The sequence below is a fragment of the Candidatus Lokiarchaeota archaeon genome, from assembly GCA_014730275.1.
Lineage (GTDB): Archaea > Asgardarchaeota > Thorarchaeia > Thorarchaeales > Thorarchaeaceae > WJIL01.
The window spans coordinates 22352-39334 of sequence record WJIL01000103.1 but is presented as its reverse complement, the minus strand read 5'-3'; the positions used below and the strand labels follow the sequence as shown (position 1 = coordinate 39334).

The following is a 16983-nucleotide window of genomic DNA, read 5'->3' as shown; positions in this document are numbered from 1 at the left end:
TCTCCAGGAGTGGTTCTCATTGTGTCTCAGAAGATGGTTTTTCGAGACGTTTAGCATTGATGGCAACAATTACTGTGCTAAGGCTCATCACAATTGCGCCAAAGGCAGGCCCAGGAAGAATACCGAATCCCGCAAGAATTCCCGCAGCTAATGGTATTGCAAATGCATTGTAGCCTGTGGCCCAAGCAAGATTCTGAATCATTTTGGAATAGGTTCTTTGGGAAAGCCCAAGAATATCCACCACATCCCGTGGATCGTTCTTCACGAGGACTATGTCTGCGGTTTCTACCGCAACATCGGTCCCAGCACCAATCGCAATACCTACGTCAGCCTGGGCAAGTGCAGGAGCATCATTAACACCATCCCCAACCATAGCAACCGAACCATATGCTTCTTGGGCCTTCTTGATTTGGTCTGCTTTCTCATCCGGAAGGACTTCAGCATAGAAATCGTCAAGACCAAGCTCTTCTGCTACCCATTCCGCCACGTGTTTGTTATCTCCCGTGAGCATAAGACACTTGATTCCTTGTGCCTCCAGAGCATTGATAGCTTCACGCGATTCGTCCCGTATTCTGTCAGCCAGCGCTAATGCTCCGATTGGTTCTTCGTTTTTCACAATGTAGACAACGGTCTTACCCTGTTTTTCAACAGACTCAATCTTCTCATTTTCGAATCCCCCCGTTAGTTCTTTGAGGTACTCGGGGCTTATGATTTTGATTTCTTCACCTTCTACTACTCCAGCTACACCTTTTCCTGGAATGGCTTCAAAATCATCAACATCAAGTAGCGGTAAATCGCGATCCTTCGCGCTCTCCGTAATACCACGAGCCAAGAGATGCTCCGAATGTGTTTCTATTGATGCCGCTTTTTGAAGAAGCTCTTCTTCACTCATATCACCAAGCGAGATGACATCTGTAACCCCAAAGGAGCCCTCTGTTAGCGTACCAGTTTTGTCGAACATGACTGCTTCTATGTCACGGGCGCGTTCAAAGGCCTGTCTATCGCGAATCAGAAGGCCAGACTTGGCAGCTAGAGAGGTTGATACGGCTACCACAAGCGGGATGGCTAAACCGAGAGCGTGGGGGCACGTTATGACCATTACTGTAGCTGCCCGCTCAATGGCAAAACCAAAGTTCGCGCCTAGAAACGCCCATGATGCAAGGGTAACTCCTCCAACTGAAAGAGAGATGATGGTCAGCCAGAAAGCGGCTCGATTCGCTAAGTCCTGGGTCTTTGACTTGCTTTCCTGTGCTTGGCGAACCATGTCAACAACTTGATTTAGATAGGTATCTTTGCCAGTCTTCTGTACTTCTATTCGTAGCGATCCTTCTTGGTTGATTGAGCCTCCAATAACCTCGTCTCCCTTTGATTTGGAAACTGGCTTGGATTCGCCAGTGAGCATGGCCTGATTGACGTTTGATGCCCCCTCAATTATGACGCCATCAACAGGGATTTTCTCAGCCGGGCGTACAAGCACGATATCTCCAAGTTCTAATTCCTCGACACTCACATCTTCAATTGAACCATCCTTCACAAGATGGGCATCTGACGGCAGGACTTTCACAAGCTCCTCCAATGCACGAGAAGCACCCAACACCGATCGCATCTCAATCCAATGGCCAAGTAGCATGATGTCAATTAGCGTGACAAGTTCCCAGAAGAATAGGGAGCCCTGAAGCCCGAGGACCACCGCAGAGCTGTATCCAAACGCAACGGTGATTGCAACGGAGATTAGCGTCATCATTCCGGGTTGCCCATCGCGCAACTCATCTACAAGACCCTTGAGAAAAGGGTACCCACCCCAGAAGTAGACTAATGCTGAGATGCCAAACAGAACATACAATGATCCGAGAAACTGGAATTCGATTCCGAGGAACCCTTGAACAGTTGGAGATAATGTCAGAATTGGAACTGTGGCTACAAGTGAACCAAAGAAACGTCGCTTGAAATCCTGCATCATCTTTCGGTGATGGTCCTCTTGATTATGCTGTTTACCTTCATTGTGAGGGGTTTTTGAGGTGTTATCACCTTTTTCAGACACTTTTCCTATTCTCCTAAGAAATTACCATTTCAATCAAACACATATAAATTATAGTTAAGGGAGGGTCAATCAGTAGTGTAGTGTGTTAATCCACTATCAGTAAGGGGCATAACAATGAACGTAGAAGGATACACTGGAATAACAGAAAGTGGAGGGATAGAGGTTATGAGTAAAGAAGGCATCAAATACTCGCATTGGGGTTTACAAACCCAAAGGGAAAACCTTGTAGAGATAGGAACTGGTGGAATCAAAAGGACGCGCGACAAATCCCGAAATGTCGCCATGTGCTTGTGATGTCAGAATAGTGGCGACAAAGTCCAATTAGGAGGTAAGGGTTAAGATAGCACAAACATTCTTCCGAGAAGAAGTCCTAAAGAGATAATTAGTCGATGGTTTGTTTTGGTAAAGGCTATATATTTAAGATAAGAATTGGAATAGCAATAGGATTCCGATGACATCAAAAACAGAAGTCTTAGAAGGTTGCTACATCATCGTAGCTATTTTCCTTGGTGTCGTATTCGCGGTAGCTTTCGGAAGCATAAGTGCCAACTTCGGTGGAACTTCGAAGAATCTTTCTGGAAAGCGATGCCCGGGACAATGATCATTGGTTTGATTGCAGCAGCCTGTATCGTAGCATTTGCTTCCGCGTAGATGGAGTAACCAAGAAGATGGAACGATGACAGGTGATTCCTTCACTCAGCAAGTGCTTGAAGGCGTTAGGAGGTCTGTCTACGATCACGAATCTCAACAAGTACGAGTGCTGAAATAACAGCTGCAGAAGCTATGGCCATTCCAATATGCCAAGGAAATGGAGCATCTTTCTGAATCTCGATTTCCGCAGAAGCAGAATTTCCAGCTGCATCTGTGAATAGAATTGTGAAATTGTGAGACCCATATTTAGTCATCTCTACCTCTGTTGCAACAGCATTGAACATCCAGTATCCCTCATCATGGATAGCACCATCAAGATAGCATTGAAAGGTGAGAGGAAACTCATCCGAAGCTTCGGCAACTACGGTTGTGTCTTGCTCATCAACATCGAGATGTATATCACTTACCGGTTGGATTTCTGGTGCTACTGAATCATCAAGCCCGGACGGAAAATGATCGATACCATCCGCATCTCCCTGGATTTGTTTCGAGCCAGAACCGTCATAGTTTGAGTAGTAATTCCCTTGCGATACTCCATCATCCCAGGAATTATTGTAGCCATTGTCTTCAACATATTCAGGCTCTAAGGCCTCCAAAAGTGGTACATTCCAGCCGAAGTAATTCCCATAAATTGTATTATTGTGGGAATAGTGCTCGATTAGCATGCCAAGGTTAGTGTTTGAATAGAAACGATTACTCACATATTCAGACATATCGGTGTTTGAAATAGCGATGCCAGTAGTCCCGGCTGCGGATACACAGGATTCCATTTCTACGTACTCGCAACCCTGCATGCGATAGTTCGTACCTGCGTCAAAGACTCTGCAGGCGGTAATAGTGGCAAATTGGCAGTGTTCCAAGTTAATCCCATGCGTACCATCTTCAACATACAAGCCATTCAAAGAAAAATTGAGTGAATCTCTGATATACACACAGGAAACATAATCGGCGGTTGAACGCAAATAGCAGTTCTTTATTTCGAAGTGTACGTCTTCATACGATAAATCAATCGAAATACAGTACATATTCGAAACAATGCTGAGATTTTGAATAATATAGGGGTCTTCGGCAGTTCCAGCTCCTGTAAACCCGTATAATGTGAAATCAGATTCATCTACAATAGTTATAGCTTCATGTTCATCGTAGTTCTGAGAAACATCCATTGCCGGTGGGAATGGTCCATTTGTAACAACTCCAGGTACAACAAAGACTAGCAGATGCGCAATTGATAGTATGGTAATTATGGTGGACCTTGATTCGGGGGGGTCGCTCATGTCTTAGCTACCTCTTCTTTTGAGGAGAGCTACTATTATGATAACGACAGCCGCTCCCCCCACCAACACAATCACTGGGACAGCCCAATCAATGGTCTCTTCTTCAGCAATGGGAATCGTGAGGGAAAGTTCGTTGAGAGAATTAGGATATCTGTCTTCACTGTCCGCGTCTCCCTCTATCTCATAGGTCTCTGTATCATTGTAGTTGCTCCACCAGTTTCCGAAATCTTCACCATTATCCCACTGGTTGTCTGTTCCATCATCGTAGGCATTCCCGGCTTCATTCCACCCAATAGCATTTCCAAATATGGTATTATCTTTGCCTTCCCCTAGATAAACACCATAATCGGTATTGTTGGATATCCAGTTATTATAGACAAAACAGTCATCACAGTCGAACATACGGATACCATGACCAGTATTGTTGTAGATGACGCTTCGAGTTATGTTCACCCCATCTGAGTTCCATAATGCAATGCCTCCGTATCGTCCATACCGTCCCTTGGTATTGTCTGTAATGTTGTTCTGATCAAGCACGATATCTTGACAATACCATACCTCGACTCCCGAATTCAAATTACTCACGATTGTTGATCCAATGAGTGAACACCCCTCTGAATATGCTATCGTCGCACCCCTCACAGCATCAATGAGCTTTGCATTCTTAACAGTCACATTGTCGGAGTTCGCAATTATCAACTGCGACACATTTGAGCCATCAAGTAGTAAATCGCTTTTTCCCGATACATACATCAGCTCCCCGTCTGGCAACGTATTTCCAGTAACATCATGGTTCCACGAGGAAGGAGAGTCCCCAGTGATGATTATGCCATGATACATTGAATTGTCAGCTACTGTGCATGAGACAGAATACCGCAGATGTATCCCTTGATAGTATATTGAATCAAACTCATTGTTGGAAATGGTATTATCATCTCCCTCAAGTGAGTAAATCCCCGAAGGGCAATTCTCAATAGTGTTTGAATCGATAGTGTTTGAACTGGAATCTGTCAGTAATATGGGGGAAGAGACATTTCGTATTGTATTTTCTAAAATCAAATTATCATCAGAATTCGAGAGAGCAATCCCTGCGGTCGAAGCCATTATTATGTTTGATTCAACAATCCAATTAGAACCCCACTCTACAGATATTCCGCCCCAACCAAGACCCGCCTCTTCTACTCCTACGACTTCATTATGAGCAATCACGGAGCCATTCCCATCAGAAAGGACAGAAATTCCTCCCCACTCGCAATCACTCATTTGGTTATGAGTTACTGATACATCCAGAGAGTACCCCAAGCTTGCGCCTTGAGTAGCATTCTGTATTTCGTTTTGGGTGAAGTTGAAATGTTCTACATCGAAAGCAGAAAAAGCTGTATAGCTCATATCTTGAAACACACAATCAACCACTTCTGAGTGGTTACATTCCCAGATATCGATACCTTGACTCAACTGCTCCATTGAACAGTTGGAAATTGTTGCATGAGTAACGTTCTGGAACGAAATCCCCTTTCCACTTCCTCTGAAAACTGAATCCACAATTCTAAAATACGCCGTGGTATTGGTTACATAAACGCAAAGATTTTCATCTTCTATGAGAACATCACCTATAACATAAGGATCCTCAGCAGTTCCCGAGCCAGGCCACCCCATCGATGCAAAATCATCATTGCTTGTGATGTTGAAGGGGGGATGGCTCGTCTGAGCAAGGGCTTTTTCATTATCCTGCATTACATGACCGCCAAGAGTCCTCGGTCTATTCGCAGTCATAGGCAACAGGCATAAAATCCCAACAAAAGTAAGGGTAAAAACAATCCGATTTCTCACGAAAGTTCATCTCCTAGGATTAGCTAGATGTGCTACCTACCTATCCACTCAAATCAAAATTACAACGATTAAGTCATATAAAATCTTGGTAGGGTATTTAAGGAGCCTCAAAGGAGCAAGATGGTAGTTTCAGCTGAGATAATGATAAGATTCTCAGTCTTTGATGGGCGGTATAACAGCTATGATTTGGCAAGCTTCTCGTCAATAGCCTTCTTTACTATGCTACTGTATTGAATTCCATGCAGCATACGGTCTAGGTGTGACAAAGGTGATAATGAAAAGAGAACTACATCTCCTGTATGAAGTAACTCGGTTCGCCCCATTGTACGAGGGCACCCTCGCGGGAGTTCCCGTTCGAGGAACATGCTAGATAACCTACCAGGCTCATAACCATTGAATGGGTACGTCGTTTCATTATCAAAACCATTGGCTTCCCCATTATACCCGATTTATTCAAGAAGACCATATTGCGTGCACTCCGCTTGGTGAGACAGATGCCATATCGAGCGTTATGGGTAGCCACATTTCATATCAAATCACTACTGCTTGATTCGATGTGAAAACCATCCCGGGAGTTGTAACTTGAAGTGTTGTTGTTCAGAAGGATATTATGATCACCCTCAACAAAGAAGCCATTCCTTTAATTGGAGCTAGCAGTATTATTTGTCGCATTCGAAAAACTCGACAGGAAGAAAACGAAACCATGACTAACCTGCTCTAGGAGTTGCCTCAGGGTGAGCTGGTTAGAATCGGGATTCATAGCATTTAATCCTACTTGTTTGAATGCCAAACTCCGCATGCAGCCGGGGATATGGATGTGAATCAGGTGAGAAAAGCAAAAATGTTGCCCTATAGAATTCCCACATTAAGACAACAAGTAATCCTTCTAGGGCAAACGCATTAGAATAACGCTCGGATACCACGGTACTATTCGCGGGTGCGTATTTTATTCTCCGCCGGGTTTATCCTTTTCTTCTACTTCACATACATGATGTGATGGGTATGAATCCAAGTCATGGAATCAAACTAGCAGCTGTTGTACTGATATCTTTCATATTTGGCCGGAGCAGAAAGAAGCTGGAGAAATACTTGGAACTTCAATTTGAGGAAAAATCCGAAGTCCCAATTGAAGAGCCGATGAAGGAGTTTGACTGGGAACCTTCGAAGGTAATAGATCTAGTGGAAGAGTCAGGGAATTTTCTGGTTTCAGCGGACACAAAGGTGATATTCCATCGTGATAAGGCTGCTCGTAGTCTAGAGAGGGAAATCAGAGACGGTCCAGTTGTGCAAGTGGACGATATGGTTGACCGGATGAATCTTCCCAAGAACGTTATCTTGAATCTCGCGGAGGCGTTGCCAGATGCTGCAATCAAGGCAAACGCTGTCATATATTCGGAGAGAATTTTGAGGAGCCGTATTCTAAATGAGCTGAAAGAAAACGGAATGGTGGAAATCTCAGCCATCGCAGGTAAGCAAATCGAGGAGGATGACATCAGATGGCTACTAGATAATGAACGTCTTCAACTGCTTTTCCATGACGGTAAAATTCGAAACATGAGGAAGGAAATCGAGGAGATTCGTTCATGGCTTGACCAAGCCCGCATTCTAGAGATAGAGGAGGTTTCAGACAAGACCGGAATCCCAAAGGATGCGCTCTACAAATACGTGCAATCACATGCAGGGAACGATATAATGTCCTTCTGGAGGCCCCCTATCTTCGTATCTCAATCATGGATTGAGAATGTGAGAACGGAGCTACAGGAGGAACCTAAAGGGAAAATCGCTGACCTTGCAGAGAAGCATAGTGTTTCAACGAAATCACTGGAGTTTCTTTTAGATAGAATATTCAACGCCAGAGTCACCAAAGAGGATTTTGACTATACCCCTCAGCCTGAAGCATTCATCAAGGAGAGTCGGAGACCCCGTAGGACAAGGCGGCGGATAGAATCCAGACAAGAACTAGAAATGTTTCACCTATGGTCATTACTAACTCATTTTACGGCGGATATGTTCTCCGCATTGACAATGAATGAGGTCATGGAATTGCTGAAGAAGGTTAGAAGCGATTCCGACATACCATTTCCAATGAAAGTGATATACCTGATGGAGAAGGCCAGTAGATACAAGCAGCTAGGTGATTTAGCAGCAGCTCTAACGATATACTCTGCGATTTCTGAATCCAGAATTATCCCTTTTGTAGTTGCAGCGTTTTACAGGACACTATACATGCTCAAGAAAAGGACGGGGACTCAGGAATCCATTGCACGGGGAGTGGATAGGTTACTGAAGGCATTGGAGAAAGATGCTCAGACTATAAAATCCCATGAGCTCTATAAATGTAAGGCACAAATCCTCATAGACAGGGGGGGTATTGATGAGGGGATTGACAACCTCCAGCAGGCACATCAAATGGCTCCTGACGATGGATCTGTAGTAGCATTGACTGCTAAGTTGTATCAACACAAGAGTGAACCAGACCGTGCACTAGCGCTCCTCGACAACCATCTTTCGAAGTACCCAGATAGTGAGGAGGTCTGGTACACAAAAGGTGTGGTTCTGGCAAATGGAAAGGACTTCAGTGGAGCTTTGGAATGCTTCGAAAAAGCCTGCAGCTTCCAGCCCAATAACATGGAGTTTCTTCTAATGAAAGCAGGGATGATGTCTCTTGATGAGAGATTGCAGGAAGGAACGGATCTGATTGAAAAAAGAATGGAAAAGGAAAAAGCCGGGGACACTGAATGGAGACAAGTTGGAATGTTTTACTCTAATAGGAACATACTGGATTTAGCTGAATTTGCATTCCAAAAAGCTATAGATTTGAATCCTAATGAAGCCAATTACATTCACGATCTATGTTTGGTATACCGAAAGAAGGGCGATCTCGAAAAAACTATCTTATTTGCTGAATCGAATCTGGCAAAATACAAGAGTTCAGACAGAGTCTTCAGAATCTTGGCGGACATGCACTTAGAAAAAGGTGAGTACGATGAAGCAGAGGAGTACGCTCGCAAGGCCATCAAGGTAACACCAAAAGGTGGGGCGTTACACATCATGCTGGGGGATATTCTTGCGAGAAAAGAGAGCCTGGGTGCTGCAAAAACCGAATTTGAGAAGGCCATAGAGATTAATCCGAATAACATAGACAATCGGGTCAGATTGGGACGTGTATATCTGTATCATCGGGAATTTGACAAGGCGAAAGAACAGTTCGAAGCTGCTCTCAATATCTATCCAAGCTATAAACCCGCTCTTGCAGGACTAAGAGTCATAGAGGCATTAGATAAGAAAATCCCGATCGAAAAATGGATTGAAGTACTTGGTGGACAGATTGAACAAATGTTGGAGCCTGATTCTGCTACTGAGGACAATGTGGGGATCCGACTCAATCTGGCAGACGATTTCGACAATGATGAAACGTAGAATCTCTTAGTCACGGAAAGAATACATGAATGGTATCAGAAAACATCTTTCGTTCCGGTTTCCATTGAATGATACCAACGACTAAGATTCTTGGTTGTAGGTCTCCATTGGCCGGTTTTGGGATTCCATTCATCAATCCAATCACTGAGGTGCCATCGTCCCCATAGTCTATCGCCAATTAGATGGATACCAGACAGCGAGTTGATTGGTTCAAGGGCATCGGCAAGCCCAAATGCTCCACCACGGGGCAATCTGATCCGCATGAACAATCTCTCGTCCTGATCATAATCAACAAAGCAACGGGGCAAACGCAGTGAGAGGGCAGCAGTACAATTCATTGCTTTCTCGTCCTCCGTGAATACAATAGTCTCCTCAATGAGTCCGATATGATGTACTTCCCAAGATTTCCTGATGACGTCAGCATCTCTAAGACGCTCAAGCCGCTCTAGAATGGTGTCCATTCTAATGCCTAAGGTGTTCTGCAGACTCCTAGCCGTCTTTTTCCCCTTTTCAAACTCTGACAGCAGTCGAATATCGGTTTCGTCAAGTTCTATATTTTTATCGGGGTCAGAAAGCTGTAGTTCTGGATATACAAAGGAGAGATCCTCCCGTTGCAGCATCTGGCCCTCCATGCGTATACTCTCCCAATCAATTGACCAAGATCCTGTGTTTGACTCGTAATCATTCAGATTCAACCAGTTACCCGATTTCTGACGTTCAAAGATGAATACCCTCAACCCGTGACTTTTCGCAATATCCAAGAGATTGTCAAGATGCGTGAGGTTCTCCGGATTGTCAGGCATGCAAAGGGTCGCATGCAAACCCCTCCCGCCTGTCAGGATAGATGAGTTCGAGAATACAAACGGACAGTCTTCAATTAGATAGGAGCAATCTTCTTGCCCGTTGATATCGGATAGTAATATAACCTGAAACGCCCGAATCCCGATTTTTGAATAGACTACCACATCAAACTCCATCAACTGCCCGCGCTCTTTCATTTTCTTGCAAATGGATCTCGCCCACCGAGGGCTAATATCCGTACGTTCTGCAAGTGCTTGTCCGTCAGCCTCTGGATTTGTCAGAAGGATATCGACTATACTAGCTTCAGTTTCCGAAAGAGGTCGTTCATATTCAAGGACATACCTGAGAAACCACTCTACCCAGTCACGAAAGTCGATTACAATTCGATGTTTATCCATTCGGGATATTCGAGAAATCATTCCATTGAACGCGGTTTCCTTACCAAGATGCCACAGAATATCGAAGAATGTGTGTGGTCGATATTTTGTTCCATCATGTAGTTTGACGATAGGACTAGCCTCTTTCCACAAAGAGAGCCATTGGTCAGCAACAGCATCATCAACAACTTGTCGCCCGTATTCGCAAGCAATATCCATTCTTGCCTTCTCACTCTGCAGCGAGGGGGGCAAACTGATTCGGCACGCTTCTCGCGCAAGAACCCCCTTAAGAAGAGGATTTGAAAGAGACAGGCCTTCGGGATACAGGATTTTCCCTTTGGACACCTCGATATGCCAAACTGCTTTTTTCTTGGAAGAATCTATATCCGGAGACAAATCAGGAGTTCTGTGTGGACAGGTCAAATCGAAACGGTGTTCCGTTGAATCTACCACCTCCTGCCAAAGCTGAAGCAGTACGTCTTCATCCATTAGAATTCCACCAAGCAGCTTAGAGCTTCACAGCTCCTTCCAATGTTGAGCCACCCTTAGCACGATTCTACCCAGATCGGTAATGCAAATCACATTCCCTTCCGCCCCCTTGGAGCGCCTGATGTATCCCGCATCTTCGAGATCTCTGACATGTCCGCTTATAGTGGATGCAGCCAAGCTTGTCCGTGAACCGAGTTCTCTCTGACTCGGAACACAGTCCCCTTCTGATAACAGCTTCTTTAGAATATTCTTCTTTGGTTGGGTTAACATGGTGCGTCTTATGGGTAGCACCTCTACAACATCCACCGGTTTTCCGTTTTGTTCCTTAACGAGATACACTAGTGAATTCGTGAACATTGCTGCCATAATCAGGGCAGAAGTCATGACCCTTGTTCCAAGAGACGGATTGAACCGCAGATCACAATCCCGATTCCTGTAAGCGACATCCAGAGCCTTCCCTAAGACATCATGGTAGTCCCATGGTTCAACGTCTACGAGCTCTACCGGGAGGCGCCTCTCCACCTTCTCTTTGATGTTCTTTGCTTGCTTCTGTGTTGTTTCAGTATGGAGCATAATCAGTTTGTCCGATTGCGTCCGGTATAGAACAAATTCCAGCCTTCCGGTCTCGTGTTTTCCAACTGTGGCAATCTGCGCTTTCTCTGACATGTTAGTAACCTCTACTGCATAGTCTCTGAACTTCGGCCGCTGAGCCGAACTACGGTCATACATAGGAACTTCGAACCTGCTGTTTCCTATGTGTTCCTTCCAATCATCGTCTCAGAACGTTGAGGAGGTGAGATGGTGATTCCTGGAGATCCCGAAGACCCGCCATGGTAAGGGCTTGTCCCTTGCCGGAGTTGTAGGCCGAATGGCCTGCGGCTCCTTCAATTGAATCCCCCATGGTTTCAATGGCCATTCATCAACAACCGCCATTCCAAATCGGTAGTACCTAGGAAAGTTCCGGAAACAAAATACAGCTGTCAAGATTATAATAGTTCCTGTTTGTTTCCGGGTCGATGTATCGGGTCAAACACCATAGCTGTAGGATGCGAAAAATCCCGATTAGAGTTTTTCTAAGAGCATTCTGTGGGCGGAATATCCACCAACGACACCTTATATACTTCAAAAAGGAGCTTTAACGTGGACGCGCATGTTACGGATATGGCAGACGACAATTGTCATGCCATAGAAAGCTGGGAGGGAGGGGACCTTTTGACTTGTATCCATAGTCGACCCATAGCTGGTTTGTTTCTAATTCGAAAAAGCTTTTTTAGAATCTATATCACCCTGCTCATTGTAACCAACCGGGAGTATCTTCAGGTGGGGGAGTTCGGTTAATCAGTACATAGCCAAGAAGAAGAGTCAAAGGAATCGGAAAAATGGGCCAGAAGGGAAAACCCGGAGATGTGAAATCGTAGAGCAGGTTCGGTATGTTGAGTATCATAGGAGGAATGAATCCAAGACTGCCCACCGCGAAAGCTTTCCTTACTGTTGATTTGCGCTCATAAACACGATATATGAAGTATGCAAAGAGAATCTGTGGACCGCCGATGAATATCATCAGTGGCAAGAGTGGACCAAAGTTCGCAATGTGAAACGCAATAGAGGATGTGTATTGCAAATTACGAATCTGAAGCATCCAGCCGCCAGCCCAGATTGTGATATGAGAGGGGTCATATTGAAACCAGTTAGGAAATACAAAGGAACATACCGCTAGAACAGCACCGATTTTTTCTGGGAAATAGTCATAGTGTCCCCCGTCTTCTCCTTCTTCTTTGTTCACGCTCAATTTCATTCACCTTTGGGATTCAGTTACCACAGCGAGACAATACCTTCAAGTATCGGTTTTGGCAGAGTCGAGACATTCGTTTGTTTAACTTAGGAGTGAAAAGGATTGTGTAAAGAAACGGCATGGGATTGGATTGCCCAAAATGAAGCACACATGATTGAAGTCAGTGACAAGGTCTGGGAATTTGCTGAGCTCGGACTTCAAGAATTCAAGTCAGCAGCCCTGATTGCTGATACATTGGAGGAATATGGATTCGAGGTTAATCGTAAGGTTGCCGGCATGCCAACAGCATTTGTGGCGTCATATGGAAATGGGGAACCCGTAATCGGTATAATGGGAGAATATGATGCATTACCCGGGCTCTCCCAGAAACCAGTAACCCACGAGGAGCCGATTAAGGAGGGGGCACCAGGACACGGGTGTGGTCATAATATCCATGGGGTATCGGGAATGGCAGCAGCTATCGCAGTCAAAACCGTCATGGAAAAGGATGGTATCGATGGCACAGTCAAATTCTTTGGTTGCCCAGCAGAGGAGAACTACAGTGGCAAGATGTTCATGGTAAGAGATGGACTGTTCGATGATGTTGATGCTGCGCTTAGTCATCACCCAGGGGCTATGAACTGGGCCGGAGTAGGAAGCTCACTTGCGGTGAATTCGGTGAAATTCCACTTCCATGGTTTTTCAACACATGCAGCTGCCTCACCAGATCGAGGGCGAAGCGCCTTGGATGCCGTTGAACTCATGAACGCCGGTGTCAACTACATGCGAGAACATGTGGTACAGGAAGCACGTATCCACTATGTCATTGAGAAAGGGGGCATGCAGCCTAATGTTGTACCCGCCTATGCTCGGACATGGTTCTATGTGCGAGCTCCCGAGCGTGAGCAAGTAGACCATATCTATGATTGGGTCTTGAAAATAGCAGACGGTGCAGATTTGATGGCCCGAACAACCCATGAGGTTGAATTCCTAGAAGGTACTTACAATGTGCTGCCAAACAAGAAGCTCAGTGAGATAGTCACAGCAAACATGAGAGATATTGGGGCTCCGGAGTATACAGATGAGGAGATGAAATTTGCAAAGGAACTCTCAGACACCATCTCGAAGGAAGAGAAGAGGGCAGCGTTGAGACAGACCAAGCGGCCCGGCTGGGAGGACCTGATGGATGTACTGATGGATAGATCTATACCGGACCCATGGGATGAAGGCATGGTCATGCCAGGATCCACTGATGTTGCAGACGTAAGCTGGGTAACACCTACGATGGAGTTCAATACAGCAACATGGGTGCTTGGCATTCCAGGTCATTCCTGGCAGAACGTGGCGCTCAACGGGATGAGTATCGGTCACAAGTCCTTGATTTTCTCTGCCAAAGTAATCGCTGCTTCGGCACTTGACCTAATCACGAAGCCGGGATTATTGGAGAAGGCACATGAGGAGTTTGAAGAGAGGAAGCATGGCCGAGAATACGAACCAGCGGTACCCGACGACCTCAAGCCACCCTTGGAAACAGCAAAGGAGGCCGCAGAAGCGGCCAGATAACCTAGACTGGCATTTTAGCGGGTCTGAGGGGGTACACCAAATCCTGGCAACTCTAGGTGCAGCGCGAGTCATACTTTCGGTCTGCTCGCCTCGGACATTAGTAGTGGTGAGCTGAACAGTTACTTGAAGATTAACTCTTTAGACATTATATTTAAGGAAACCCGGTGAGACACAAGATGGAGAAGATGTCTGGATGATTGGACTGCCCGGCAAGTGGCAATAGAAATTCCAATCGATGAAGAAAGGACGGCAAAAGTTTTTTGGGGGAATGTAAATAAAATTATTACGGGTGGAGATAATCCTGTTTGAGATGGCAGCAAAATGGGAAAAATCAGAGTTCCAAGCTACACATCATTGTTCCAAGCCTCAAGCCACAATCGCGGTGACGAGAGTCGAATTAGAACCTCAGTCTCAAATCGCAATCGTGGGTGTGCTCTTTACGATTTTCGTCGTGGTTCTGATAGTCACTTATATTTTGAACAGGTATCGCCAAAACTGGGGAGGAGCAATTGAAGAGCCATTTGAATCTGTAGGCGAACAATCAATATGGTCATTTCTCAGGCCGAAGTTACCTAGAATGTGGATTTTGATTCTAATTATCGTTATCGTCATCGGGATTCCCAGTATTTTCTTCATTGGTCGCATGCCAGTCCACCGGACCAATATCACCCACACGGATCCTGAAGGAGACGTATCAGATCCGAATTGCGATATAGTACAGATCACCTCGTATCGGGATGGAATCTACGTTGCCATTGAAATGCAGGTGGCTGGGAGTATACAAGAAAACAATGATTCCTTGCCCTATGGCTATTGGCTGATAATCGTCTCAAGAGGTATTGAAGAGGGCCATACCGATTCTCATATCATTAGTCTCTACTATGAGGACGGAACCGTCTCAGAACCCGGCCTTCCCGTTTCTGTCGAAAATGATACGCTGAGATTATTGGTCCCTTTCAGTCGGTTCAATCCCGATTCGTATATGATTGGGCTTGAAGGGGCAGCCTCAAACGGGTTTGAAGAGGACCTAACCCCGGTTGATAGGAATGGCACCGTGGCCAGACTTCTGTTCTAATAGCTGGACTCTACATCGTGTGTTATTAGATTGTAAAACCAAGAGCGTTACGCTGGATATCCACTATCAACCCACATATTTAATTACAGTGATAAGAAAAAGATTGGAATGAATCCGGTTCTGAATGACAACCTTGAACGCAGCGACCTGCGTTTAGTCACGATTGGTGATGATACACTATTGGTTGTATTTGACTCCATCAATAGAAAGGGTTTGGAGGAAAAGCTGGCCTTTTCCTCCGATACTAGAGGTTCTCTAGTTATTTGTGATTTTTTCCCAAGTCCATTCATTATCAGTATTGTAGTGATAGTGGCTATCCCATACAATGATGAAAAGATTATAGAAATGTACATCAGTATGCCATGATACAGTCGTTTCTGTATCCTGAATCCATTCTCCCGTCTCATCATCTGCGTCATGCATCCATTGAGCAGTTCTGTAGGATTCATATGTGTTATGAGACGCGGAACATGGGCCGGACCAGAACGGATACGTTGAGTAATTAGGCCCTCTGAAAGCTTCTGTCCACTCTGTGTAGTCTTGGCTCTTAAGCGAGTTATCGACTATTGATACATCCGGACCCGTCCAAGTAGCGCTAGCGCCGAACATGACTTGTGGACCAGTTGTTGTTGCTTGGATTCCAGTACTAATGCTATATGAAAACGTCCCTGTTGAATCTGAAGGCTGATGTCTATGCAATTGCTCTGTTCGGCCATAAGCTGCCGCATCATTCTTGATATATCGACTGGATACCCATGGTCCAACCCGGTTGCCAATCCCAAATTGACACTCATAATCTCCATCATCAACAGAAGATGCGACAATCCACTCAAACATCCAGTAGCGTTCATTAAGGTCAACGTCAGCAACAGATGCCCAGAGGTCCCATGCGTAGCTGGATTCGTATGTCCACCCGTTGCCATTGTCATCCAAACTGGAAATCAACTCCACTGATGTTTTCTCCCACTGCCAGTGTTGGAGTATAGCTGATCCGTCGCCTTGATACTGCGCGAGCTCCATTCCGAATTCGATACTTCTGTATTTCTTCCGTAGCTTGTCAATTTCATTGGCTAGAGCATCATCAAACCACGAAGAAGTATCAATATCAGATTTATACACTACTTGCCTGTAGATATTTCCAGGCTCTACTACTGTATATTTCCTTAGATACTCAGTGTTAGTACTGTTGGAAATCAAGATTCTCTCAGTTTCGTTCGTTTCTAGGTTGAGTTTATTTCGATATGTCAGATGATTTTGTTCAGCCATTTTGGGTTCTGGCGTGTAGAATACTAGAGGTATTCCCTTATCATTAGCAGTCTCAGATGCCTTTCGAATGAGAATGTTGCTCTGATCCTGCAAAGGAATTACCTCAACTATATCTTCGTTAGCATTCATAGGAGGAGCTGAAGTAGCTATACCCATGATTAGAACTAACCAAGAAATCACAAAGATAGAAATCTGCTTATGTTGTATCAATTACAAATCCCCACATTACTGTCCGTGTCACTACATATAAGAGTACCTAGAAAATTACGAAGGAAATTGCAGCGGATAATCAGTACATCTCCTACATGAGCATATCATACTGCAAAGCAGGGACTACGCTTCAGGGACACAGGTATCAGAGTTAGGGGCATCCGAAAGCGAGTGAACACTAGAGTTTCACGAGATACCACTCTATAAATAATCTC

The 16983-nt window shown here is 45.0% G+C and carries 14 protein-coding genes; 5 read left to right on the top strand and 9 right to left on the bottom strand.

Annotated features, from left to right (window positions below):
- Window positions 1-16 precede the first annotated feature (16 nt).
- Window positions 17-1960 carry a cadmium-translocating P-type ATPase gene (cadA, locus tag GF309_11705; GenBank protein MBD3159447.1) on the bottom strand — a complete coding sequence of 648 codons (1944 nt, stop codon included), beginning with the start codon at window positions 1958-1960 and terminating at the stop codon, window positions 17-19.
- Between the two features lie 195 nt (window positions 1961-2155).
- On the opposite strand from cadA, the gene GF309_11700 reads away from it, so the two are divergent.
- Window positions 2156-2335: a hypothetical protein gene (locus tag GF309_11700; GenBank protein ID MBD3159446.1), complete on the top strand. Its 180-nt coding sequence runs from the start codon at window positions 2156-2158 to the stop codon at window positions 2333-2335.
- Between the two features lie 157 nt (window positions 2336-2492).
- A complete protein-coding gene (locus GF309_11695; protein ID MBD3159445.1) occupies window positions 2493-2642 on the top strand; it encodes a hypothetical protein in 150 nt (49 codons plus the stop codon).
- Between the two features lie 115 nt (window positions 2643-2757).
- Here the strand turns inward: GF309_11695 and GF309_11690 are convergent, their stop codons facing one another.
- The 3 genes from GF309_11690 to GF309_11680 all read right to left on the bottom strand — a co-directional run bounded on the left by GF309_11690 (window position 2758) and on the right by GF309_11680 (window position 6403).
- On the bottom strand, window positions 2758-3966 hold the full coding sequence (locus tag GF309_11690) for a hypothetical protein (protein MBD3159444.1): 1209 nt from the start codon (window positions 3964-3966) through the stop codon (window positions 2758-2760).
- A 3-nt stretch (window positions 3967-3969) separates the two neighbouring features.
- The gene (locus tag GF309_11685; GenBank protein ID MBD3159443.1) at window positions 3970-5796 is read right to left on the bottom strand and encodes a hypothetical protein; all 1827 of its coding nucleotides are present in this window, start codon (window positions 5794-5796) and stop codon (window positions 3970-3972) included.
- A gap of 526 nt (window positions 5797-6322) precedes the next feature.
- Window positions 6323-6403: a hypothetical protein gene (locus GF309_11680; GenBank protein MBD3159442.1), complete on the bottom strand. Its 81-nt coding sequence runs from the start codon at window positions 6401-6403 to the stop codon at window positions 6323-6325.
- 389 nt (window positions 6404-6792) lie between these two features.
- Between GF309_11680 and GF309_11675 the strand changes: the two genes are divergently transcribed.
- Window positions 6793-9216 (top strand): tetratricopeptide repeat protein, encoded by a 2424-nt coding sequence (locus GF309_11675; protein ID MBD3159441.1) that lies wholly within the window; start codon window positions 6793-6795, stop codon window positions 9214-9216.
- Window positions 9217-9251: 35 nt separating this feature from the next.
- Here GF309_11675 and GF309_11670 read toward each other — a convergent pair whose 3' ends face one another.
- The 4 genes from GF309_11670 to GF309_11655 form a co-directional block, all read right to left on the bottom strand.
- Window positions 9252-10883, bottom strand: a complete 1632-nt coding sequence (locus GF309_11670; GenBank protein MBD3159440.1) for a hypothetical protein — start codon at window positions 10881-10883, stop codon at window positions 9252-9254.
- A gap of 27 nt (window positions 10884-10910) precedes the next feature.
- On the bottom strand, window positions 10911-11612 hold the full coding sequence (locus GF309_11665) for a MarR family transcriptional regulator (GenBank protein ID MBD3159439.1): 702 nt from the start codon (window positions 11610-11612) through the stop codon (window positions 10911-10913).
- A gap of 40 nt (window positions 11613-11652) precedes the next feature.
- Entirely contained in the window at window positions 11653-11799 is a 147-nt protein-coding gene (locus GF309_11660) for a hypothetical protein (GenBank protein MBD3159438.1), read from the bottom strand.
- A 375-nt stretch (window positions 11800-12174) separates the two neighbouring features.
- On the bottom strand, window positions 12175-12672 hold the full coding sequence (locus GF309_11655) for a hypothetical protein (GenBank protein ID MBD3159437.1): 498 nt from the start codon (window positions 12670-12672) through the stop codon (window positions 12175-12177).
- Between the two features lie 153 nt (window positions 12673-12825).
- Here GF309_11655 and GF309_11650 point away from each other — a divergent pair, with 153 nt between their 5' ends.
- Together GF309_11650 and GF309_11645 are read left to right on the top strand one after the other, a co-directional pair.
- Window positions 12826-14217, top strand: a complete 1392-nt coding sequence (locus GF309_11650; protein MBD3159436.1) for an amidohydrolase — start codon at window positions 12826-12828, stop codon at window positions 14215-14217.
- Between the two features lie 310 nt (window positions 14218-14527).
- Window positions 14528-15292 carry a hypothetical protein gene (locus tag GF309_11645; protein ID MBD3159435.1) on the top strand — a complete coding sequence of 255 codons (765 nt, stop codon included), beginning with the start codon at window positions 14528-14530 and terminating at the stop codon, window positions 15290-15292.
- A gap of 255 nt (window positions 15293-15547) precedes the next feature.
- Here GF309_11645 and GF309_11640 read toward each other — a convergent pair whose 3' ends face one another.
- A complete protein-coding gene (locus GF309_11640) occupies window positions 15548-16768 on the bottom strand; it encodes a hypothetical protein (protein MBD3159434.1) in 1221 nt (406 codons plus the stop codon).
- Between the last annotated feature and the right edge of the window lie 215 nt (window positions 16769-16983).

What these genes read in the sequence shown, in the direction of transcription:
- cadA (MBD3159447.1), bottom strand. Translation starts at nt 1,960, where the DNA reads ATGATGCAGGATTTCAAGCGACGTTTCTTTGGTTCACTTGTAGCCACA.
- GF309_11700 (MBD3159446.1), top strand. Translation starts at nt 2,156, where the DNA reads ATGAACGTAGAAGGATACACTGGAATAACAGAAAGTGGAGGGATAGAG.
- GF309_11695 (MBD3159445.1), top strand. Translation starts at nt 2,493, where the DNA reads ATGACATCAAAAACAGAAGTCTTAGAAGGTTGCTACATCATCGTAGCT.
- GF309_11690 (MBD3159444.1), bottom strand. Translation starts at nt 3,966, where the DNA reads ATGAGCGACCCCCCCGAATCAAGGTCCACCATAATTACCATACTATCA.
- GF309_11675 (MBD3159441.1), top strand. Translation starts at nt 6,793, where the DNA reads ATGGGTATGAATCCAAGTCATGGAATCAAACTAGCAGCTGTTGTACTG.
- GF309_11670 (MBD3159440.1), bottom strand. Translation starts at nt 10,883, where the DNA reads ATGGATGAAGACGTACTGCTTCAGCTTTGGCAGGAGGTGGTAGATTCA.
- GF309_11665 (MBD3159439.1), bottom strand. Translation starts at nt 11,612, where the DNA reads ATGTATGACCGTAGTTCGGCTCAGCGGCCGAAGTTCAGAGACTATGCA.
- GF309_11660 (MBD3159438.1), bottom strand. Translation starts at nt 11,799, where the DNA reads ATGGCCATTGAAACCATGGGGGATTCAATTGAAGGAGCCGCAGGCCAT.
- GF309_11650 (MBD3159436.1), top strand. Translation starts at nt 12,826, where the DNA reads ATGATTGAAGTCAGTGACAAGGTCTGGGAATTTGCTGAGCTCGGACTT.
- GF309_11645 (MBD3159435.1), top strand. Translation starts at nt 14,528, where the DNA reads ATGGCAGCAAAATGGGAAAAATCAGAGTTCCAAGCTACACATCATTGT.